The 20,983-nt window shown below is 71.3% G+C and carries 17 protein-coding genes and 1 tRNA gene; 6 read left to right on the top strand and 12 right to left on the bottom strand.

Annotation, left to right across the window (positions count from 1 at the left end; all coding sequences use genetic code 11):
• Positions 1-17 precede the first annotated feature (17 nt).
• The 3 genes from ABEA87_RS01510 to ABEA87_RS01500 form a co-directional block, all read right to left on the bottom strand.
• Entirely contained in the window at positions 18-1,346 is a 1,329-nt protein-coding gene (locus ABEA87_RS01510) for a PrsW family intramembrane metalloprotease (protein WP_345625280.1), read from the bottom strand.
• A 9-nt stretch (positions 1,347-1,355) separates the two neighbouring features.
• Complete coding sequence (locus ABEA87_RS01505) at positions 1,356-2,501, bottom strand: FUSC family protein (RefSeq protein WP_345625278.1); 1,146 nt, start codon at positions 2,499-2,501, stop codon at positions 1,356-1,358.
• Between the two features lie 65 nt (positions 2,502-2,566).
• On the bottom strand, positions 2,567-3,310 hold the full coding sequence (locus ABEA87_RS01500; RefSeq protein ID WP_345625276.1) for a hypothetical protein: 744 nt from the start codon (positions 3,308-3,310) through the stop codon (positions 2,567-2,569).
• A gap of 157 nt (positions 3,311-3,467) precedes the next feature.
• Between ABEA87_RS01500 and ABEA87_RS01495 the strand changes: the two genes are divergently transcribed.
• A complete protein-coding gene (locus ABEA87_RS01495; protein ID WP_345625274.1) occupies positions 3,468-4,322 on the top strand; it encodes an ABC transporter ATP-binding protein in 855 nt (284 codons plus the stop codon).
• 3 nt (positions 4,323-4,325) lie between these two features.
• On the top strand, positions 4,326-6,866 hold the full coding sequence (locus ABEA87_RS01490) for an ABC transporter permease (RefSeq protein ID WP_345625272.1): 2,541 nt from the start codon (positions 4,326-4,328) through the stop codon (positions 6,864-6,866).
• An 82-nt stretch (positions 6,867-6,948) separates the two neighbouring features.
• Here the strand turns inward: ABEA87_RS01490 and ligD (ABEA87_RS01485) are convergent, their stop codons facing one another.
• Genes ligD (ABEA87_RS01485) through ABEA87_RS01475 form a run of 3 tightly spaced genes read right to left on the bottom strand, consistent with a single transcriptional unit; the run spans position 6,949 to position 9,180 of the window.
• Entirely contained in the window at positions 6,949-7,866 is a 918-nt protein-coding gene (ligD, locus tag ABEA87_RS01485; RefSeq protein ID WP_345625270.1) for a non-homologous end-joining DNA ligase, read from the bottom strand.
• The gene (gene ligD, locus ABEA87_RS01480; RefSeq protein ID WP_345625745.1) at positions 7,859-8,773 is read right to left on the bottom strand and encodes a non-homologous end-joining DNA ligase; all 915 of its coding nucleotides are present in this window, start codon (positions 8,771-8,773) and stop codon (positions 7,859-7,861) included. The genes ligD (ABEA87_RS01485) and ligD (ABEA87_RS01480) overlap by 8 nt, the downstream gene beginning before the upstream one ends.
• A 35-nt stretch (positions 8,774-8,808) precedes the next feature.
• A complete protein-coding gene (locus tag ABEA87_RS01475; RefSeq protein WP_345625268.1) occupies positions 8,809-9,180 on the bottom strand; it encodes a hypothetical protein in 372 nt (123 codons plus the stop codon).
• Between the two features lie 252 nt (positions 9,181-9,432).
• On the opposite strand from ABEA87_RS01475, the gene ABEA87_RS01470 reads away from it, so the two are divergent.
• From ABEA87_RS01470 to ku, 3 genes are all read left to right on the top strand, one after another.
• Positions 9,433-10,275, top strand: coding sequence for a helix-turn-helix domain-containing protein (locus ABEA87_RS01470; protein ID WP_345625266.1), 843 nt, complete (start codon positions 9,433-9,435; stop codon positions 10,273-10,275).
• A gap of 40 nt (positions 10,276-10,315) precedes the next feature.
• Positions 10,316-10,525, top strand: a complete 210-nt coding sequence (locus tag ABEA87_RS01465) for a DUF397 domain-containing protein (protein ID WP_345625264.1) — start codon at positions 10,316-10,318, stop codon at positions 10,523-10,525.
• 164 nt (positions 10,526-10,689) lie between these two features.
• Entirely contained in the window at positions 10,690-11,721 is a 1,032-nt protein-coding gene (ku, locus tag ABEA87_RS01460) for a non-homologous end joining protein Ku (protein WP_345625262.1), read from the top strand.
• Positions 11,722-11,792: 71 nt separating this feature from the next.
• On the opposite strand, the gene ABEA87_RS01455 is transcribed toward ku, so the two are convergent.
• The 6 genes from ABEA87_RS01455 to ABEA87_RS01430 form a co-directional block, all read right to left on the bottom strand.
• Positions 11,793-13,418 carry a long-chain fatty acid--CoA ligase gene (locus tag ABEA87_RS01455; protein WP_345625743.1) on the bottom strand — a complete coding sequence of 542 codons (1,626 nt, stop codon included), beginning with the start codon at positions 13,416-13,418 and terminating at the stop codon, positions 11,793-11,795.
• A 137-nt stretch (positions 13,419-13,555) separates the two neighbouring features.
• Positions 13,556-15,166, bottom strand: a complete 1,611-nt coding sequence (locus ABEA87_RS01450; RefSeq protein WP_345625260.1) for an MDR family MFS transporter — start codon at positions 15,164-15,166, stop codon at positions 13,556-13,558.
• The gene (locus ABEA87_RS01445; protein ID WP_345625258.1) at positions 15,163-15,612 is read right to left on the bottom strand and encodes a MarR family winged helix-turn-helix transcriptional regulator; all 450 of its coding nucleotides are present in this window, start codon (positions 15,610-15,612) and stop codon (positions 15,163-15,165) included. The genes ABEA87_RS01450 and ABEA87_RS01445 overlap by 4 nt, the downstream gene beginning before the upstream one ends.
• Before the next feature lie 77 nt (positions 15,613-15,689).
• Positions 15,690-16,079, bottom strand: a complete 390-nt coding sequence (locus tag ABEA87_RS01440) for a hypothetical protein (RefSeq protein ID WP_345625256.1) — start codon at positions 16,077-16,079, stop codon at positions 15,690-15,692.
• A 99-nt stretch (positions 16,080-16,178) separates the two neighbouring features.
• On the bottom strand, positions 16,179-18,440 hold the full coding sequence (locus tag ABEA87_RS01435) for a putative bifunctional diguanylate cyclase/phosphodiesterase (protein ID WP_345625255.1): 2,262 nt from the start codon (positions 18,438-18,440) through the stop codon (positions 16,179-16,181).
• A 556-nt stretch (positions 18,441-18,996) separates the two neighbouring features.
• Positions 18,997-19,072, bottom strand: a tRNA-Thr gene (locus ABEA87_RS01430).
• Between the two features lie 216 nt (positions 19,073-19,288).
• On the opposite strand from ABEA87_RS01430, the gene ABEA87_RS01425 reads away from it, so the two are divergent.
• Positions 19,289-20,983 (top strand): metallophosphoesterase family protein, encoded by a 1,695-nt coding sequence (locus ABEA87_RS01425; RefSeq protein ID WP_345625253.1) that lies wholly within the window; start codon positions 19,289-19,291, stop codon positions 20,981-20,983.

The following is a 20,983-nucleotide window of genomic DNA, read 5'->3' as shown; positions in this document are numbered from 1 at the left end:
CCGACGAGGGCCGGCGGCTAACGGTACCCGGACTGCGGGTACCGGGGCAGCACCACGGGCAGCGGCACCACCGGCACCTGCGGGGCCTCGACCGCGCGTACCGAGCCGTCCGGGAAGCTCACGTGGTACCGGCCGCCGTCCCAGGTCACCGGTGGCGCGTGCGGGTCCCGGGAGAACACCCCTCGGTACCAGGCGACGCACTCCAACAGCCGGCGCTCCTCGGTCAGCATCCCGGTCAACTCCTCCGGCCGCATGGCCAGGCCGCGCTGGAGGCCGTCGCGCAGCAGCGCGAGCTGGGTCGCGGCGAACTGGTACCCGCGCATGGCCCGCTCGCCCTCCTCGCCGGCCACCCGCTTGGCCCAGGCCCGGGCGGACATCCGCCGGCCCATGGTGACCAGCGTGGCGACCTCCGGGGCAGTGAGCCAGCCGGCGCGCACGTACTCCGGGAGGATCCGCTCGGTCAGCCGGCCCTCCCGGGAGCGCAGGTACAGCGCGAGGCCGACCATGCCCAGGAAGATCGGCATCATCACCGAGAAGTACCCGTAGAGCTGCACCAGGTACTGGCCGGTGTCCTGGGCGATGGTGATCATCAGGTTCCACGAGCTGTGCATGATCATGGCCGCCAGCAGGCCGGCGAACGGGGCCAGCCGGCGCGCGGTGCGCGACCTGGCCCGGGCGGAGATGCCCAGCCCGACGCCGGTCATCGAGGTGAACAGCGGGTGGGCGAATCCGGAGAGCAGGATCCGGGCGAGGAACAGGCCGAGCACCCCGGCCAGCCCGCCGGCCACGCCGCCCTTGTCGGCACCGCTGGCGTACCCGTACCCGCCCAGGTAAAGGATGTTCTCCACCATGGCGAAGCCGGTGGCGGACAGTCCACAGTAGACGATCCCGTCCACGATGCCGGAGAACGCCCGCCGCCGGCGCCAGAACAGCAGGATCGGGCCGAGCGCCTTCATCGACTCCTCGATGACCGGGGCCACCGCCACCGCCACCAGCGCGGTCGGCCAGCCCAGCCGGCCGAACGCCCAACTGGCCAGGTTGTTGAGCAGGAAGGCGACCAGGGTCGCCACGCACGCGCCCCAGGCCAGGCAGAAGGCCAGGTACTTGATGGGCTCCGGCTCGTACCGGTCCAGCCAGAAGAAGGCCGCCACCAGCAGCGGTACCGGGATGATCGCCGCTATCACGCCGACGGCCACGGCCACCGGTCCGATGTTGAACCCGAGCAGGATCAGCATCGCCACGCCGCACAGCGCGATGAAGGCGATCAGGCCGGCCAGCAGGCCGATGCGCTTCCAGTCCGGTCGCCCGGACGGCATGGGCGCGAGGCTTCCGGCGAGCTGGCTCATCAGCCGAGACTATCCGGCCGACCGGGAGGGGCGCGGCACCCGCCCGGCGGCCCGGTGGATGAGCCTGGCCGTCGCCCGGTCCGACACGCCGGTGGCCAGCATCAGGTCGGTGCCGATGGTGCGCACCTGCGCGGCGACCACCCCGGCGGAGAAGTCGAGCCCCCGCCGGTACGCCTCGCCGGCCAGGGCCACCGCCGCCAGGGTCAGCTCCCGGGTTCGGTCGGGCTCCCGGCCGGCCGCCAGCTCCCGGACGAAGACGGCGACCGCCTCCGCCGCGCTCTGCAGGGACGCGATCAGGTTCGGCGACGCCTCCTCGCCGTCTTCGATCATGGTGACCGTCCGGCGGGCGAGCACCCTGGCGTTGCGCAGCGCATGGTCGATGTGGGGGGCGGCGTCCACGTACTCGGTCAGCGGCACCCGGGCCCGCCACCGCACCGGCGCCAGCGTGGCGGTCTCCCTGGCGTCGGCCAGCGCGTCCTGGAAGCGGGTGATCGACGAGTCGGCGTCGCTCAGCGCGTTTAGCGCCGCCTGCGCCTGCTCCAGGCTGCCGGACGCGAGCGCCCGGGCGCAGTCCCGCAGCCCCTCGGCGAGGCAGTCGAAGGCCGGCGCGGCCGCCCGTTTCATCACCGTGAGCGGGTTGATCTGCAACAGCAGCGCCAGCACCAGAACGCCGACGACCCCGCCGACCACCGCGTCGATGAACCGCGAGTAGTAAATGCCGCTCTGCGGCGGCGCCAGGGTGGACACCAGCACCGCCGAGGAGGCCGCCTGGCCGATCACGGTCGGGCTGCCGCCGAGGAACACGCAGGCCAGGATCACGAACGCGACGGATACCCCGATCTGCCACGGCCCGGTACCCGTGAAATAGATCAGCAGATCGCCGAGCAGGATCCCGAGCGCCACTCCGGCCAGCAGTTCCACCGCCCGGCGCAGGCGCTGGCCGACCGAGACGTTGAGCACGATGACCGCGGCGATCGGCGCGAAGTACGGGTGTGGGTGCCTGACCAGGTAGTGCGCCGCCAGCCAGGCGAGGCTCGCCGCGACCCCGGCCTGTGCGGCGAACAGCAGGCTGCCGCGCAACCGGCGCCAGCGGTCGGACAGGTCGGCCCTCGACCGCTGGCGCAGTTCGGTCAGCGCTTCCACGGTCGTGTGCATTCGGGGCCCGGCCATAGCCATGGTCGAGACACTATGCGCCCGGCCGCCGCCGTGTCGGGCGAAGACTATTCGTAGAGCCCGGGGATTTCCGGATCGAAGCCCAGGTCGCGAGCTGCCTCGGCGCGTCGGGACCGGTAAATCAGCAGTCCGAGCAGGCCGACGCCGGCCAGCACCATGGAGCCACCGACGATCATGACCCAGGCCGCGGCTGAGCCGCCGCCCCCGGCCCCGGGCACCGTCATGGCCTCGACCGGCGAGTCGCTGGGCAGTGGCACCACCGGGTCGATCGAAAGGCTGGGGGACGGCGGGTCGCCGACGGTCGGATCGGCGGCGGCAGTGGCGCTCCGGGTGGGGGCCGACAGCGCCCGGGCGGCCGGGGACGCGGTCCGGGCCGGGGTCGGACTGGCCGGGCCGAGCACGGTGTACGTCACGGCGCGCGCGCCGAGCCCGAGCAGGCCCGGCACCTCGATCCGGTGCGGGCCGGGTGCGCGGTCGCGCGCCGGCGGCCGGGCCCGCAGGGTGGCCACGCAGACGCCGTTCTGGCGCACCGCGCGCAGGGCCGCGGACAGCGGCGCACCATCCCACTCGAACTGGACGAGCGGGCAGGCCAGGCGCGATCCCGGCCGCATGCCGAGCTGCACCATGCGGTACCGGACGACGAAGACCGAGGTGGCCGCGCCCTGATCGGGCGTGACCCGCAGGGACGCGTCATCGCCCGGCGCCGAAATGGCCGGTGAGCCGGTCAGGACGATCCCGGTGAGGACCACCGCGCCGAACAGGACCGCGGACGCGGGCCGGAGTACGCGCATCGGCTCATCCTGGCCCAGCCCGGCCGGCCCCGGCTACCCCATGCCGGGAACTGGCACATCGACGCCTGGCGTACCACCCTTCTCCTCCTCAGGTCGTACCCGCGAAGCGTTCTTCATGCCGACGACCCGGACCCCCGGGCCGCCATAGCTTGCCCCTATGACCACAGTTGCGACCACCACCCGCGCGGCGGTGTCGGTGAACGACCTGGTGAAGGTGTACGGCACCGGGGAAGCGGCGGTACGTGCCCTGGACGGGATCAGCGTCGAGTTCGGCGCCGGCCAGTTCACGGCGATCATGGGCGCCTCCGGCTCCGGCAAGTCGACCCTGATGCACTGCGCCGCAGGCCTGGACACCGCCAGCTCCGGCAGCGTGAGCATCGGCTCCACGGTGATCACCGGGCTCAGCGACAAGGCGCTGACCAGGCTGCGCCGGCAGCGGATAGGTTTCGTGTTCCAGTCGTTCAACCTGCTGCCCACGCTGTCCGCGGAGCAGAACATCCGGCTGCCGCTGGAGCTGGCCGGCCGGGCGGTCGACCGCCAGTGGTACGACAACATCGTCGACGTGCTGGGCATCCGCGACCGGCTGCGGCACTATCCGGCCCAGCTGTCCGGCGGGCAGCAGCAGCGGGTCGCCTGCGCCCGGGCCCTGCTGCCCCGGCCCGATGTCGTCTTCGCCGACGAGCCGACCGGCAACCTGGACTCCCGCTCCGGCGCCGAGGTGCTCGGCTTCCTGCGCCGGTCGGTCAGCGACCTCGGCCAGACCGTCGTCATGGTCACCCACGATCCGAACGCCGCCTCGTACGCCGACCGGGTGATCCTGCTGGCCGACGGCCGGCTGGCCGGCACGCTGGACGCGCCGCCGGGCCCGGACGCCGTGCTGGGCGCGCTACGCCGGCTGGACGGCGTGGCGGCCGCCGACCCGCACCGCGCCGCCGACCCGCACCGCGCCGCCGACCCGCACCGCGCCGCCGACCCGCACCGCGCCCCGGCCGCGCCGCGGCGGGAGGTCTGAGCGATGTTCAAGACCACCGTCGCGGGGCTGCGCGCGCACGTGCTGAGGTTGCTCGCCACCGCCCTGGCCATCGTCCTGGGCGTCGGCTTCGTCGCCGGCACCCTGATCTTCGGCGACACCATGAAAGCGGCGGTGTACGACGAGTTCGCCCGCGCCGCGCAGCACGTGGACGTGTCCGTCACACCGCGGTCGGCGCACCGGACGGAGCTGCCCCGGTCCACCATGGACACGGTCCGAGCGGTCCCGGGTGTGGGCGGCGTCGACGGCCGGATGCAGGAGAACCTGCCGCTGCTGGACAGGCGGGGCCGGCTGGTCGCGGTGGGTGGGCACCCGGGCATCGCCATGTCCGCCGGTACCGTGCCGGCGCTGCGGCCCTACGACCTGAAGTCGGGGCGGGTGCCGGCCACCGCCACCGAGGCCGCCCTGGACGCCGGCACGGCGGCGCGCACCGGGTACGCGGTCGGGGACACCATGACCGTCCTGGACACCGGGCAGGCACCGCACCGGGTGACCCTGGTCGGCATCGTCGACTTCGGCGACTCCAAGCAGTACGCCGACCAGGCGGTGGTGATCCTCACCCCGGCGGCGATGACCACCCTGGCCGGGGCGACCGGGTACAGCCAGGTGGTGGTGTCGGCCGCCGCCGGCGTGGACCAGTCGACGCTCGCCCGTCGGGTGGGTGCCGCCCTGCCCGACGACCGGGTGGTGGCCGGCGCGCAGTACCGCGACGACCTGGCCAACGATGCGATCAACCAGCTGGCGAGCCTCATCGAGGTACTGCTGATCTTCGCGGTGATCGCGTGCGTGGTCTGCTCGTTCGTCATCTACAACACGTTCACCATCCTGATCGCGCAGCGGGTCCGGGAGCTGGCGCTGCTGCGCTGCGTCGGAGCGTCACGGGGGCAGCTGTTCGGCTCCGTGCTGCTGGAGTCCGTGGCGGTCGGGCTGGCCGGGGCCGTGCTCGGGATCGCGCTGGGCATCGGCCTGGGGTACCTGCTGTTCCGCGGGCTCGCCGCGCTGGGCCAGCCGCTGCCGTCACACGCCGTGGTGCTCACCGGCACCCCCGTGATCGTCTCGCTGCTGGTGGGCGTGCTGGTCACCGTGGCCTCGGCGCTGATCCCCGCGGCGCGGGCCACTGGGGTACCGCCGCTGGCCGCGCTGCGCGCCACGCCACTGGCCGCACCGGGACGGCACCGGCGGCGCGCGCCGCAGGTGATCCTCGCCGTACTGGTCGGCGCCGCGGGCACGGCGCTGACCGTGGCCGGCTCGACCTACCACGGCGATTCCCAGGTCGCGACGATCACGGTGGTGGTCGGCGGGTTGGTCAACTTCCTCGCCGTACTCATCCTGTCGCCGCTGTTCGTGGGCCCGCTGACCGCCGCGCTGGGCTGGCTGCCCGGTCGGATCTTCGGTACCCCCGCCCGGCTGGCCTCCGCGAACGCCCGGCGCAACCCGGGCCGCGCCGCGGCCACCACCGCCGCGCTGATGGTCGGGGTCGGCCTGATGTCCGCGGCCAGCGTCGCGCTCGCCTCGGTCAAGGCCACCACCACCGACCAGCTGACCGCGCACTACCCCGTCGACTACATCCTCCAGGCCGCCCAGACCGCCCACGGCAGCCTCGGCATCCCGCCGGAGGTGGCGCGACGGCTGCGGTCACGGCCGCAGCTGTCCAACGTCGTCGAGGTCAGGATCGACAGTGGGACGCTGGACGGAACGGGCGTGGAGATCGGCGCGGTCGACCCGGCCGACCAGTCGCTGGTGATCGGCCGGACGATGACCCTGGTCGCCGGGTCGGCGGCCAACTTCCGGCACGGCACGGTCGTCCTGTCCACCTCGGCGTCGGCGGCCAGGGGCAAGCGCGTCGGCGACACCGTCACGCTGTCTACCGGGGATGGCCGCGCGGGCAGGTTCACCGTGGCCGCGCTGGCCTCCGGCGAGTCCCAGGTCGGGGCGGCACTCATCGGGTGGGACGACCTGGCCGCACTGGACCCGACGGCCACCGACAACGTAGTGCTGATCAAGGCGGCCGACGGGGTGTCCCCGACCGCGTCCCGGGCGGCGGTGGATTCGGTGACCGACGCGTACCCGACGGTCCAGGTGAGCAGCCTCGCGGAGTGGCGGTCGGAGCTCACCCAGGAGATCGACTCGCTGATCGCGGCGGTGGCGGGCCTGCTCGCCATAGCCGTGATCATCGCACTGATCGGCGTCATGAACACGCTGTCGCTGTCGGTCTTCGAGCGTACGCGCGAGTCCGCGCTGACCCGGGCGCTCGGCCTGACCAGGGGCCAGCTGCGCGCCACGCTGCTGGTCGAGGCGCTGCTGATGGGGGTGGTCGGTGCCATCGTCGGGCTGGGCTTCGGCCTGCTCTACGGCTGGGCCACCACGCGGGTGATGTTCACCGGCTTCGCCCCGGAGTTGACGGTGCCGGTCGGGCAGCTGCTCGGGTACCTGGCCGTGGCGGGGGCGGCGGCGGTCGCCGCGGCGGTGCTGCCGGCCCGCCGGGCGGCTCGCGCCTCGATAGTGGGGGCGATGGCCGAGACCTGAACCAACGGGCCGGCGCCGGGACCTGGGCCGAGGCCCGGGCCGGCGCCGGGGGCCCGGGCCGGCGTCAGGCAACGGCGAGCCGTCAGGACCGGCGGGGCGCCCGGGGTACCTCCGGTGCGCCCCCGCCGGGCAGGTCGGCGAACAGGTCGCCGTACCGCTTAACCCGGCTGAGCACCTCGTCCGCCCGGAACTGGCGCACCCTGCCCTTCTCCAACTCCGGCCAGGTCAGCGGGGTCGAGACGGTCGGTGTCGGCTCGGCGCGCATCGAGTACGGGGCCACCGTGGTCTTCGCCGCGTTGTTCTGGCTCCAGTCGATGAACACCTTGCGCGGGCGCAGGTTCTTGGCCATCCGGGCGACGATCAGCCGGGGATTGTCGCGCTCCAGCTCCTCGGCCACCCGCCGGGCGTACCCGGCCACCTCGTCGGCCGGCTGGGTACCGGCCAGCGCGCACATCAGCTGCATGCCCTTGCGACCAGAGGTCTTCGGCAGCGGCTCCAGGCCGTCGGACCTCAGCCGCTCCCGCAGCAACAGGGCGACCTCGGCGCACTCGGTCAGGCCGGCGGGCGGCCCCGGGTCCAGGTCGACCACCAGCCGGTCCGGGCCGCTCGACCCGACCGTCCACTGTGGAACATGCAGCTCCAGGGCGGCGAGATTGGCCAACCAGACCAGGGTCGGCAGGTCGTCGGCGATCACGTAGTCCAGCGCCTCGCGCCCCTTGGTCGAGCCCGGCGCGGGCAGCGTCTCCACGCGTACCCAGTCCGGCACCCCGGCCGGCGCGTTCTTCTCGAAGAACCCGTTGCCGCCGACCCCGTTCGGGTACCGGATCCGGGTCAGTGGCCGGTCCGCCAGGTGCGGCAGCAGGACGGGCGCCACCCGGGTGTAATAGTCGATCACTTCGCCCTTGGTGAACCCGGCGGCGGGGTAGAGCACCTTGTCCAGGTTGGACAGTTCCAGCGTGACGCCTTCGACCTGTACCGGAAAGCGGTCGCGATCAACCATCGACGCACTCCGCCGGGGACTTGTCGGTGCGCAGCCGCTCCAGGCGCGGAAAGCGCAGCCGCCGGTCGGGGGTGAGCTGGCCGTACCGGACCTCCACCACCACCTGGGGGCGCACCCAGACCGCGTCCCGGGCGTCCTGGCTGGGCAGGTCGCCCGCGAACGGCGACGCCGGCCCGACGAGCGGGCGCAGCGCGTCGAGCAGTTCGCGCTCCTTGGCCGCCGAGATCCCGCCGCCGACCCGGCCCCGGAACTCGAGCCGGCCGTCCGGCCGCATCGTGCCCACCAGCAGCGCCCCGATGGTCCGGGCGCCCCGGCGCCAGCCGCCGACCACCAGGTCGGCGGTGTGCTCGCGCTTGTACTTGACCCAGTCCGGTGAGCGGGTGCCCGGCCGATACGGCGCCGCCAGCCGCTTGGCCACCACGCCCTCCAGCGCGTACTCGTCGGCCGCCGCCAGGGTGGCCTCGCCGTCATCGAACCGGGGAGGCACCAGCCACCGCAGCGCGGACAGGTCCAGGTCCTCCAGGGCGGCCCGGCGGTCCGCGTACGCGCGGCCGGTCAGGTCGAGCCCGTCGAGCGCCAGCAGGTCGAAGATCATGTACGTGACCGGGCGGGTGGCCGCGAGCCGGCCGGCCCGGCCCGCCTCCCGTACGTGCATGCGCTCGGCCAGCGCGGTGAACGAGGGCCGCCCCTCCCCGTCCAGCGTGACGATCTCCCCGTCGAGTACCGCCTGGTCGAGTACGGCGGCCAGCGGCCCCAGTTCGGGGTAGGCGACGGTGACGTCCGCGCCGCTGCGGGCGCGCAGGCTCAGCGTGCCGCGCTCGATGGTGGCAAGCGCCCGGACGCCGTCCCACTTGAACTCATAGGCCCATCCCGGCCCGCTGGGCAGCGGACCGGCGGTGGCGAGCATGGGCGCGCCGGGCACCCCTCGACCCTATCCGGGTATCACAGCGGCTGGTGGGCTCCTGGCCGCCAGAAGTAGCCGGCGGCGTCGCGCAGCCCGCGCGCCACGGCCCACATCGGGCTGCCGGTCACCCAGCCGCGCACCGTGCGCCGGGGCGAGGTCGCCGGCCCGGTCTCGCCCGCGGCCACCAGGTACGCCGCGAACATCTCCTCGGCCTGGTCGGCCACCAGGTGGGCGCGACCCCGATCGTCCCCGCCGGGCAGCACGCGGGCGGCCGAGTACAGGGTGGCGTGCACGTCACTGCTGAGCATCGGACCGTCTCCGACGATCGCCGGCAGGAGGTCGGCAGCCATGGCTAGAAGCCCCGCACCCGTGGTCGTCGCGACCGAATCGGCCGGACCGCTCATGGTCACGTTGCCTCCTCCCCCTGGCCACCGCCCCACTGCGCCGCTCGTCGGTCCGGCCCAAGGGGCTCGATCCGCGACGCGGCGCCCGGCGCCGGTCTCCCGCGGCCGTCGTCATCCGGAACAGCCGGCCACGGGGAAGCTCGGCGACGAGCGCTGTACACAGCATGCACCGACGTCTATTGCGATGCAACTCCCAGATAATAACGTTGCGTCACTGGTCGCTAGCGTTACTTTGCCGCAAGTGCGAGACTCGGCGCCGTGACCAGCAGCCCTACCGTTCGCCGCCGCCGTATTGCCCGTGAGCTGCGGCAGTTGCGCGAACGAAATGGATTGACCCTGGATCAGGCTGCCCGGCAGCTTGACATGTCCAAAAGCAACCTGTCCAGGATCGAGAACGCGCAGATCGGAATCAAGCCGCGCGACGTGCGCGCCGCCCTCGCCCTCTACCAGGTGTCGAATGCCGACGCCGAGGCGCTGATTGAAATAGCGCGCGGCGCCCAGCAGCGCGGCTGGTGGCACAACTACAGCGATGTCCTACCGGAATGGTTCGAGTTCTATGTCGGGCTTGAGGCTGAGGCGTCCGCGATGCGCACGTATGAGGCTGAATCAGTGCCCGGCCTGCTGCAGACCGAGGCGTACGCGCGGGCGATGTTCCTGCTCACCGCAGGCGACTCCGAGCTCGACCGCAAGGTGGCCGCACGCATTCAGCGCCAGGAGATCCTCCGGCAGGACTCCCCGGTCGCCGTGTCCGCGGTACTCAACGAGGCCGTACTGATGCGCCCGGTCGGCGGCTCGACGGTGATGAGCGAGCAATTGCGACAGCTGGCTGATCTTGCAGAATTACCGAACGTTACCATTCAGGTACTACCAATGTCGGCCGGTGGACACCCCGCGATGACAACACCCTACGTAATCCTGAGCTTCGCAGATGCTCCGGACGAATCAATCGTTTACCTCGACAATCTCACGTATGGACAGGCACTGGAAGAACCCGAACACGTCGGAGGGTATAGCATCGTGCATCAGAGGCTGTGCAGTATGGCACTCGATCCCGACGACTCGATTGCCCTACTCCGCGCTGCTTCTCGTCACATTCAGTAACTCCTCCGATAGCTCTTCTAAACGCAAAAGGGGGTGCGGTATGGCCGCCAAGGACCTGACGCGCGCGGCGTGGCACAAAAGCACACGCAGCAGCGGCAACGGCAACTGCGTCGAGGTGGCGATCCTCGACGACGCCGTTGCGGTCCGCGACACCAAAGACCGCAGCGGTCCGGTGCTGGTATTCACCCCAGCCGAATGGGGCGCGTTCGTAGCCGGCGCCAAGGACGGAGAATTCGACCTGGCCTGCTGAAGTACGCCGAACACCAACGACCCCTGTGCAGGGGGTCGTTGCTTGCTTTCTGGGGCGCTCTCGCTGAGAGCGCCCCTCACATCACGTTCCGTCCGGTGCGAAACCCATGCCGATCGGCGCCGGAGCGGTCGTTTTCCCTGGTCTCCGGTCGTATCCTGAGCACTATGCGGGCCATCTGGAAGGGCGCGGTCTCGTTCGGCCTCGTGTCGATCGCGGTCCGCCTCTACTCCGCGACCGAAGAGAAGGACATCCGCTTTCACCAGGTGCACCGCACGGACGGCGGGCGCATCCGGTATAAGCGGGTCTGTTCCGTGGACGGCGAGGAAGTCTCGTACGACGACATCGCCAAGGGGTATGACATCGGCGGCGGCGAGATGGTCGTGCTCGGCGACGACGACTTCGCTGACCTGCCGCTGACCACCTCGCACGCCATCGAGGTACTGGAGTTCGTGCCCGCCGAGCAGGTCGACCCCATCCTCTACGCCAAGGCCTATTACCTGGAGCCGGAGAGCACCGCCGCCAAGCCGTACGTGCTGCTGCGCGACGCGCTGACCGGCGTGGACCGGGTGGCCATCGTCAAGGTCGCCCTGCGCCAGCGCGAGCAGCTGGCCACGCTCCGGGTCCGCGACGGCGTGCTGGTGCTCAACACCATGCTGTGGCCGGACGAGGTGCGCAGCGCCGCGTTCGACTTCCTCGACGAGGATTTCTCGGCCCGGCCGCAGGAGTTGGCGATGGCCGAGTCCCTGATCGACTCGATGGCCGCCGACTTCGAGCCCGACGCCTACACGGACAACTACCGCGAGGCGCTGCAGGAGGTCATCGACGCGAAGATCGAGGGCCGCGAGGTGGTGGCGCCGGCCGAGGAGGAGGGGGTCCCGGCCCCGGCGGTCGACCTGATGGCCGCGCTGCGCGCCTCGGTCGACCGGGCCAGGGCGGCCCGCGGCGAGCACGCCGGGCCGCCGGCCGAGCCGACCCCGATCACCTCGGCCAAGTCGGCCAGGACGGCCGCTGCCAAGACCCCACCCGCCAAGAAGGCGGCCAAGGCCGCCCCGGCGAAGAAGGCGGCCGGCGGCAAGGCCACCGAATCGGCCGGCGAGGACAAGCAGGCCGCGAAGAAGGCCGCCGCGAAGGCCGGCACGCCGGCCAAGAAGACGACCGCCAAGAAGGCGGCGGGCAAGACCCGCCGCTCCGCCTGACCCGCCGCCCGCCCGACGCTCCGGCCGCCCGACCCTCCGGCCCCCGACTCACCGGCCGGTCGGCCCCGCGCCTATCCGATCGTCCGCACGTCCAGGGCGCCGTCCGCGTAACGGGCCCGCACCACCTTCTTGTCGAACTTGCCCACGCTGGTCCTGGGTACCGCGTCGATGAACGCCCACCGCTCCGGGACCTGCCAGTGGGCCACCCGACCGGCCAGGAAGTCGCGCAGTTCCTCGACCGTCACGGTGGCCGATTCGCGGAGCACGACCGTGGCCAGTGGCCGCTCGTCCCAGCGGGGATCCGGCACCCCCACGACGCACGCCTCCAGCACGGCCGGGTGTGCCATCAGGTGGTTCTCCAGGTCCATGCTGGAGATCCACTCGCCACCCGACTTGATCACGTCCTTGGCCCGGTCGGTGAGGGTCAGGTACCCGTCGGCCGACTGCGTCCCCACGTCGCCGGTGCGCAGCCAGCCGTCCCGGAACTTCTCCTGGTCGGGAACGTCCTCACCGAAGTACCGGGCGGTGACCCAGGGGCCGCGCACCTCCAGCTCGCCGACCGCCTGGCCGTCGTTGGGCTGGATGTCGCCGAGCGGCCCGACGATCCGCGCCTCCACCGCCGCCGGGAACTGCCCCTGGGTGTACCGGTAGTCCCAGGCCGCCTGGCCGCTGACCCCCGGCGGGGTCCGGGAGACCGAGCCCAGCGGGGACATCTCGGTCATGCCCCACGCGTGCAGGATCTCCACGCCGTACCGCTCCGAGAACGCGCGCATCAGCGCCGGCGGGCAGGCCGAGCCGCCGACCACCACCTCCTTGAGCGACGAGATGTCGGCCTCGGGGTGCCCGTCCAGGTAGGCGAGCAGGTCGGTCCAGATGGTCGGGACGGCGCCGCCCTTGTCCGGCCGCTCCGTCCGGATCATCTCGGCCAGCGGCTCGGGCTGCAGGAACCTGTCCGGCATGATCAGCGAGGCGCCCGCCATGAACGCCGCGTACGGCGTGCCCCACGCCATCGCGTGGAACATCGGCACGATGGTCAGTTCGCGGGAGTGCGGGGTCAGGCCGAACGCGGCGGGCGAGCAGACCTGCATCGAGTGCAGCCAGATGGACCGGTGCGAGTACGCCACGCCCTTCGGGTTGCCGGTGGTGCCGGACGTGTAGCAGAGAGCGGCGGCGTCCCGCTCGTCCACCTCCGGCCAGTCGTACTCGGTGGGCTTGCCGTCCAGCAGCTCCTCCCACCGGTGGATCCGGACCCCGGGCACCGCCTCCAGCGGGCCGGCGTCCCCGCCCCCGACCACCACGACGTGCTCCACCGTCGGCATCTGCGGCAGGCTCCGGGCCAGCAACGCGATCAGCGTCGAGTCGACGATCACCACCCGGTCCTCGGCGTGGGTGGCGATGTAGCTCAGCTGCTCGGGAAACAGCCGGAGATTGAGGGTGTGCAGCACCGCGCCCATGCTCGGAACCGCGAAGTATGCGACGAGGTGCTCGGCGTTGTTCCACATGAAGGTGCCGACCCGTTGGTCGCCGACCACCCCGAGATCGTCGTGCAGGGCGTGGGCGAGTTGGGCGGCCCGGGCACCGATCTCGGCGTACGTCTCGCGCCGGGCGCCGTCGGCGGTCCAGGTCACCACCTCGGATGTGCCGTGCACGCTACGGCCGTATTCGAGGAGCCGGGAAATCCGCAAAGGCAGATCCATCATCGTGCTACGCATGATCACACGTTAGTGGCGTTGGTCACAGCCGGCCAGTGGCCAAAACGGGCGCTCAGCCAATCTGCGCCTCCGCCGAGGCGTCGGCGCTCAGCCAATCGGCGCCTCCGCCGAGGCGTCGGCGCTCAGCCGATCAGCGCCTCCGCCGACGCGTCGCGCATCTCCCCGTTCCGCCCGTCCGACGGGGCGGCGCCGCGCAGCTCCCGGTTCGGCAGCAGCAGGCACAGCACCACCGCGATCAGCGACACCAGGCCCGCTACCAGGAAAATCGGGTGCAGCGTGGCGACGAAACCGTGCTGGACCGCCGAGCGCAGCGGGCCGGGCAGCGCGCGGATCGACGCCGGGTCGTTGATCGAGATGCTGTTCGCCTTCCCGGCGAAGCGGTGGGCGACGCCCGGCGGCAGCCGCTTCAGGGCGGCCGCGACCAGCGGGGCCAAGCTGCTGGCCAGCTTGTTGCTCAGCACCGCGCCCAGCGCCGCGACGCCCACCGAGCCGCCCAGCGAACGGAAGAAGGTGGCGGTCGCGGTGCCGGAGCCCATGTCGCGCAGGGCCAGGCCGTTCTGTACGGCGAGGATGAGCGGCTGCATCGACAGGCCGAGCCCGACGCCGATGATCAGCATGTAGCTGAACGCCTCCCAGAGCGTGGTGTCGGTGCTCAGCCGGGTGAACAGCAGCAGGCCGGCCGACAGCACCGCCGTGCCGATGACCGTGCTCCACTTGTACCGGCCCAGCTTGCTGATCACGCGGCCCGAGATGATCGAAGTGATGATCAAGCCGGCCATCATCGGCAGCATCAGCAGACCCGACTTCGTGGGCGTGGCGCCCTTCACGATCTGCAGGTACAGCGGCACGTAGATGATCGCGCCGAACATGCTGAAGCCGAGGATGAACGTGGCCGCGTTGGAGATCGAGAAGCTGCGGTTGCGGAACAGCCTCAGCGGCAGGATCGGCTCGGCGGCCCGCCTCTCGACCAGCAGGAACCCGACCGCGAGCACGACGAACGCGGCCAGCAGGCCGATCACCTTCGCCGAGGTCCAGGCCCAGCCCTTGGTGCCGCCGAAGGACAGCGCGAGCAGCAGGGAGATGACGGTGGTCACCAGCAGCGCCGAGCCGGCCCAGTCCACCCGGTGCTCGCGCTTGGTGTGCGGCACCAGCCGTAGCACCGAGTAGCAGAAGAAGATCGCGACGATCGCCAGCGGCACGTTGATGTAGAAGATCCAACGCCAGTCGTGCTGCGCGAAGTAGCCACCGACCAGCGGGCCGGCCACGCTCGACAGGCCGAAGACGGCGCCGAAGATGCCCTGGTAGCGGGGCCGTTCGCGGGGCGGCAGCACGTCCGAGATGATGGTGAACGCGAGGGTCATCAAGCCACCGGCGCCCAGTCCCTGGATGCCCCGGAACAGGATCAGCTCATCCAGGTTCTGGGAGATGCCGGCCAGCAGCGAGCCGACCATGAAGGTACCGATCGCGAACATCAGCAGCGGGCGCCGGCCGTACAGGTCGGAGACCTTGCCGTAGAGCGGGGTGGAGGCGGTGGAGGCGAGCAGATAGGCGGTCACCACCCAGGAGTAATGGTTGATGCCTCCGAGCTTGCCGACGATGGTCGGCAGTGCCGTACCGACGATGGTCTGATCCAGAGCGGCCAGCAACATGCCGGTCATCAACCCGCCCATCAGCAGGAGTATCTGCCGATGACTCAGCGCGGGCCTGCTGGTCTGCCCGACGGCCGTACTCATCTCTTCTCCTGTCCCAGTTCCGCCATGGTGTCGTTGATTCGCGTGAAGAGCCGGGCGAACTCCGCCCGCTCCGCGGCAGTCCAGCCCGCGAGCAGGTCCCGCATCGCCGACTGCCACCGGTCCCGGTTGCGGTCGAAGACCTCCACGCCGGTCCGGGTCGCCCCGACCAGCACGGCCCGCCTGTCCGTCGGATCCGGGGTGCGTGTGACCAGGCCGGCCGCCTCCAGCGCGTCGACCTGACGGCTGACCGTCGACAGGTCGAGACAGACGTGGTCGGCCAGCGCGGACAGCCGGGCCGGACCGCCACTGGCGATCCGGCTCAGCAGAATGTATTCGGCCCGCTCCAGGTCAAGGCCGTTCGGCGAGCGAAGGCTCGCGTAGTAGCGGTCGGCCCGACGCAGGAAGATGCCGAACTGACGCCCGATCTGAACGTCATCGTCCGCCAACGGTGGTCCCCACCAATCCCCCGAGAACTCGTCCTCAACGAGGATCTGTCGGCGGCGGGACGGCTGCCCGATGCGCGCTAGGACAGATTCGCGAAACCGTTTGCCCTGCCCACGGTGTTCAGGACGTACACCGCCTTGTCGGGCTCCAGCGCGGCGGCCAGCGCGGTCGCTCGCTCCTCGGCCGCCCGGCGTGCGAGTTCGGCCTCCCGCCGGCCCTCCTCGGCCTGCCTCTTACCCGCCAGGCCGGCCTGTATGCCGAGGAACCCGCCGAGAATCGTGCCGACGGTGCCGGTGATCACGCCGAGCGCGGCGCCCACCTCGGTACCCGTGCGGTACCGGTACACCGCGATGCCGAAGAACAGGAGCATCGCGGCTATGGCGACGAACACCGCCAGGAACCCGTACCCCGCGCCGCCGCCCCCGCTGTGCGGACGTTCGGGCTCTTCAGACTTTTGTTTCTTGGACATGGCGCCCCACCCCCTGGATCGCCCGATGGCTACGAGTCGACTTTAGACGCATTTGGGGTGTAGATGCCGTTTTCGCCCAATTCGCCCGAGCGGGGCCGTTCAGGGCGCGGCGACGGTCGATTCGTGCGCACCCCGGAGGCCGGCGGCCGGGTGCTGGGCCGCGTCCGCGACCGGAACACCGACCCGAAGCATCCGGTCGATCTCGTCCGGGGGTACCGGCCGGCCGAACAGCCAGCCCTGCCCGCAGTCGCAGCCCAGCTCGCGCAGCCGGGCGGCCTGCTCCACGGTCTCCACGCCCTCGGCGGTCGCGGACAGCCCGAGCCCGTGCGCCAGCCCGACCAGGGCCGCCACTATCCGGTCCCGGGCCGGATCGGCCGGTCGCTCGCCCAGCCCCTCGACGAACCGCGCCGCCAGCTTGAGCGTGTGCACCGGCAGGTCGCACAGGTAGGCGAAGTTCGAGTACCCGGTGCCGAAGTCGTCGATGGCGATCCGGATGCCCATCGCGGCCAGTGCGCCGAGCACCCGCATGGGCTCGCCGGCGGTCTCCATCACCGCGCTCTCGGTCAGCTCGAGCTGGAGCAGGCGGGACTCGAGCCCGGTCTCCGCGAGCACCTCCCGAACCGTGCCGGCGAGATCCGGTTGGTGCATCTGCCGTACCGCCAGGTTGACGCTGACCACGAGGTCCCGCCCACGGTCGGTCTGCCACCGCCGGGCCTGCCGGCACGCCTCGGCCAGCACCCAGCGCCCGAGCGGCACGATCAGCCCGCTCGCCTCGGCGACCTCGATGAACTGGTCGGGCAGCAGCCGGCCGAAGGCCGGATGGTTCCAGCGGACCAGCGCCTCCACGCCCACCAGTGCCTGGTCGGACAGCCGGAACAGGGGCTGGTACTCGACGACGAACTCGCCCCGGGTCAGCGCCGCCGGCATGGTCGTGGACAGCGTGTACCGGGTGACCTCCCGCGCGTGCCGGTCCGCGTCGAACAGTGCCCAGCGCCGCCCGCCCGCCGACTTCGCCCAGAACAGGGTGGTGTCGGCGGCCTTCATCATGTCCTCGACGTCGCTGGCGCCCACCGCCCGCTCCACCACGCCCACGCTCGCGCCGACGTTGAGCTCCTGGTCGCCGACGCGGATCGGCTCCTCCAGTGCCCGGAGTACGCCGCGGGCCACCGCGACCACCTGTTCGGTGCCGGTGGAGTCCGGGATGAGCACCACGAACTCGTCGCCACCGATGCGGGCGACGAGGTGCCCGAGGCGGGACACCTCGGCCTCCAGCCGCCCGGCGATCGCCGCGAGCAGCCGGTCGCCGAGGTCGTGGCCCAGCGTGTCGTTCACCACCTTGAACTCGTCGAGGTCCAGGTAACACAGCCCGATCCTGCGCTCGGGGTCCGCGCCGTCGAACAGCTCGTTCAACCGCTCCAGGAACAGCCTGCGGTTGGGCAGCCCGGTGAGCGGGTCGTGCCGGGCCTCGTGGCGCAGCCGGGCATGCAGCCGCTGCCGGTCGGTGACGTCCTGGATCATCGCTACCGCGTACCGCGGCTGCCCGTCGCGGTCGCGCAGCAGCGACAGGGTCATCTCGGTGTAGACCGTGCCGCCGTCGCGGCGCCGGTACCGCCGGTTGCGGCGCAGGAACTCGACCTCGCCGCCGATCACCTGCTGATGACCGTTCCAGCTGGCCGGCTCGTCGTCGGGGTGCGACAGGTCCCGGACGGTCAGTCGGCGCAGTTCGTCGATCGAATACCCGAGCAGGTCGGCCAGCGCCTGGTTCGCCTCCAGGATCCGGCCGCTCACGTCGGCGATGCCGATCCCGATCGCGGTGCTGGCGAACACCGCCCGGAATCGGGCCTCGGCCTGCGCCTGGGCGGAGGTCAACGCCTCCCAGGCCCGTTCCTGGTCGTCGAGGGTGCGCCTGCGCAGCGCCCAGCTGTACCCGCTGGCCAGCGCGCCCTGCAGGCCGGCGATCCGGTCAGCGGCACCGGCCGCGCCCTCGCCATCCGCGCCCTGGTCATCAACGCCAGGCGGGGGGCGGGTCTCATCCGCGCTGGCCAGCACGGTGGGGGTCGCGCCGGCGGCGCCCGCGCAGTCGGCCAGGTGGGTGCCGAGCAGCGCGACGGTCCGGCTGAGCGCCTCGGGGTTCAGGAAGTGGGCGCTGACCAGCGCCGCGCCGACCTGCCGCGCGGGATCGGGAGAGAACGGGCGGCCGGACAGGGCGGCGAACAGCTGGTCGGTGAGCCCGCACAGCAAATGGTTCAGCTCGGCCGGGCCGATCGGGACATAGCTGGTCCCGGCGACGGCTCGCGTCCAGGCGTCAACGAAGCGGTCCCGGCCGGATCCGGCTACGAGGCCGGATCCGATGCGTGCCATCGCAGCCTCCCCCGGTTTCCCATATGGCAACTTGCACGCGTCCGCGCGCTGCGAGCATATGGCCACCGGCAAGGCTCGGGGAACCCGTCGACGGTACCGGGCGAGTCGGGCGCATCATGATATCTATCTATACATAGGCACCGATCGCAGCGGGAACTTCGGTATCGGGGCAGCACCGGGCCTCGTAGTAGGTACGTTCCGACCGCGTACCTCGCAGGAAGGCGGCCAGGACGATGCGGCAGTTCGTGAACCCTCGCTCGGGACTCGAGGTCGAGCGGATCGGGCCGATCCTCGACCAGATCGGCCAAGCGACCGGCGACGCTGACCGACCCCGACTGATCCGCGTCGAGGCCTGGCGGGAGGATCGAAAGGTCGGTAGCACACTCTGCACGAGCGAGAGCGCGCGATATGCCGTGACCGGTTACCCCGACGCGTCGCACCTCACGGTCGAGGTGCTGGAGGGCGCCTGGGGCACCCCGTCGACCCGCGCCCACGACCGGCGCGCGAGCGCGCCGTCGTCCGGCTGTCCTCGGCGATTTTCCCTGGCCAAGGTGCTTGGAGCCGCCTGTCGGAATCGAACCGACGACCTCATTATTACGAGTAATGTGCTCTACCGACTGAGCTAAGGCGGCGTAGACCCGTAGAGTCTACTTGACCTCCCCGCCCCGGGCCCACCCGGTATCGACGAGATCATTCCGTCGGCGCGAGGGCGTTCCCAAACCGTTACGATCTTGCCCGCGAACCCTCCTCCGACCCGCGATTCCGCTGGTCGTTGCGGCGATCGGGCCACCCGCACGGGTACTCGCGGCGCTACCCGGTCTGGCGACCATTGGTTACCCTGCGAACGCATGACCCTCGACGAGCAGCCCGTCACCGAATCCCGGCCGCGCACGCTCGATCCGAAGGAACTCGGCTTCCGGCCGCGACCCCCGGTCGGTTGGTTGCAACCGGTACAGCTCTCGGGCACCGCGCTGCGGGTCATCCTCTCCCAACTCTTCGGCGCGTACCTCGACAAGCGCGAACTGCAGAACACGCTGCCGGCCAGGATCTACGACGAGGGAGCCGACCGCGACGAGCTGTGGTTCGACTACGTGGCCGACCTCGGTGACGGCTTCGACCCCACGTACACGATCGCCTATCTGCTCGCTCAGCCGAGCCTGACCGTCGACGGGCACGAGCTGCCGCGCGGCAAGGTCCTCATGATGGGCGGCGACGAGGTATACCCGACGGCCAGCACCGGGGCGTATGAGGACCGCACCAAGGGGCCGTACAAGGCCGCCCTGCCCTGCGCCTACGGCGCGGACCAGCCGCAGCTGTACGCGCTGCCCGGCAACCACGACTGGTACGACGGGCTCACCGCCTTCCTGCGGTTGTTCGCCAAGAACGAGGCGGACAGCATCGGCGGATGGGTCAACGCGCAAGCCCGGTCGTACTTCGCCATCTCGCTGCCGCACCGCTGGTGGCTGCTGGCCATCGACACGCAGTTCGGCACCTACCTCGACGATCCGCAGCTGCGCTACTTCCGGGACGTCGCCGCACGGCTGGGGCCCGACGACAGGGTGATCCTGTGCTCGCCGACCCCCGGCTGGGTCGAGTCGGTCGACGACCAGGGCGCCTACGACGCCATCGACTACTTCATCCGCACCGTGGTCGGACCGACCGGCGCGCAGGTGAAGCTGATGCTCTCCGGGGACCTGCACCACTACGCCCGGTACCAGGGGCCCGACCGTCAACTGGTCACCTGCGGTGGCGGCGGCGCGTACCTGTACCCGACGCACAAGCTGCCCGAACAGATCGAGGTACCGCCGCCGGCCAGCAGGTCGCGCCGGCAGAGCACGATCAAGCCGTACACGCTGGCCACCACGTTCCCGAGCAAGGCGGGGTCGCGCCGCTACGCCAGCGGGGTCTTCACCCGGGTCCTGGCGAACAACCTCAGCTTCGCCGGCCTGCTGGGTGCCGTGCACACCCTGTACGGGATGGCCATCGTCGAGCTGATGAGCCACCCGGCGGGTACGTTGCAGCGCCTGTTCACCATCCCGGTCGTGCTCATGGGCCTGGTAATGGTGGCCGGGGCCGCCTTCTTCGCGATGCCGCCCAAGGGCGGCAAGCGCCCGAAGCACTGGCTGTTAGGCATCGGGCACGGGCTTGTCCACGCCGGGCTCGGGGTTCTCGGAGCCTGGGCCTGGCTGGCCCTGCCCTTCGGGCACTGGGTCTGGCCGCTGCCCGTGGTCGCCGCGCTGGTCATCTACCTGCCGGTGTCCGGGCTGGTCGGCACCGAGGTCTTCTGCCTGTACCTGCTGGTGGCCAGCATGGCCCGGGTGAACCTCAACGAGCTGTTCGCCGGACAGTCCATTGTGGATTCAAAGAGCTTCCTGCGACTGCGGTTCGACCGGGACGGCTCGTTGACGATCTACCCGGTGGCGGTCGACCGGGTCAGCCGCCGCTGGCGGGTCGACCCCGAGGCGGCCGAGACCAGCCCCTGGATCGTGCCGGAGAAGCCGATCGAGGTACGGCTCATCGAGCCGCCGTTGCGCATCGAGTAG

This window comes from Rugosimonospora acidiphila, assembly GCF_039543385.1.
Lineage (GTDB): Bacteria > Actinomycetota > Actinomycetes > Mycobacteriales > Micromonosporaceae > Rugosimonospora > Rugosimonospora acidiphila.
The sequence above is the reverse complement of the archived record's forward strand: the minus strand, read 5'-3'. Positions and strand labels throughout refer to the sequence as shown.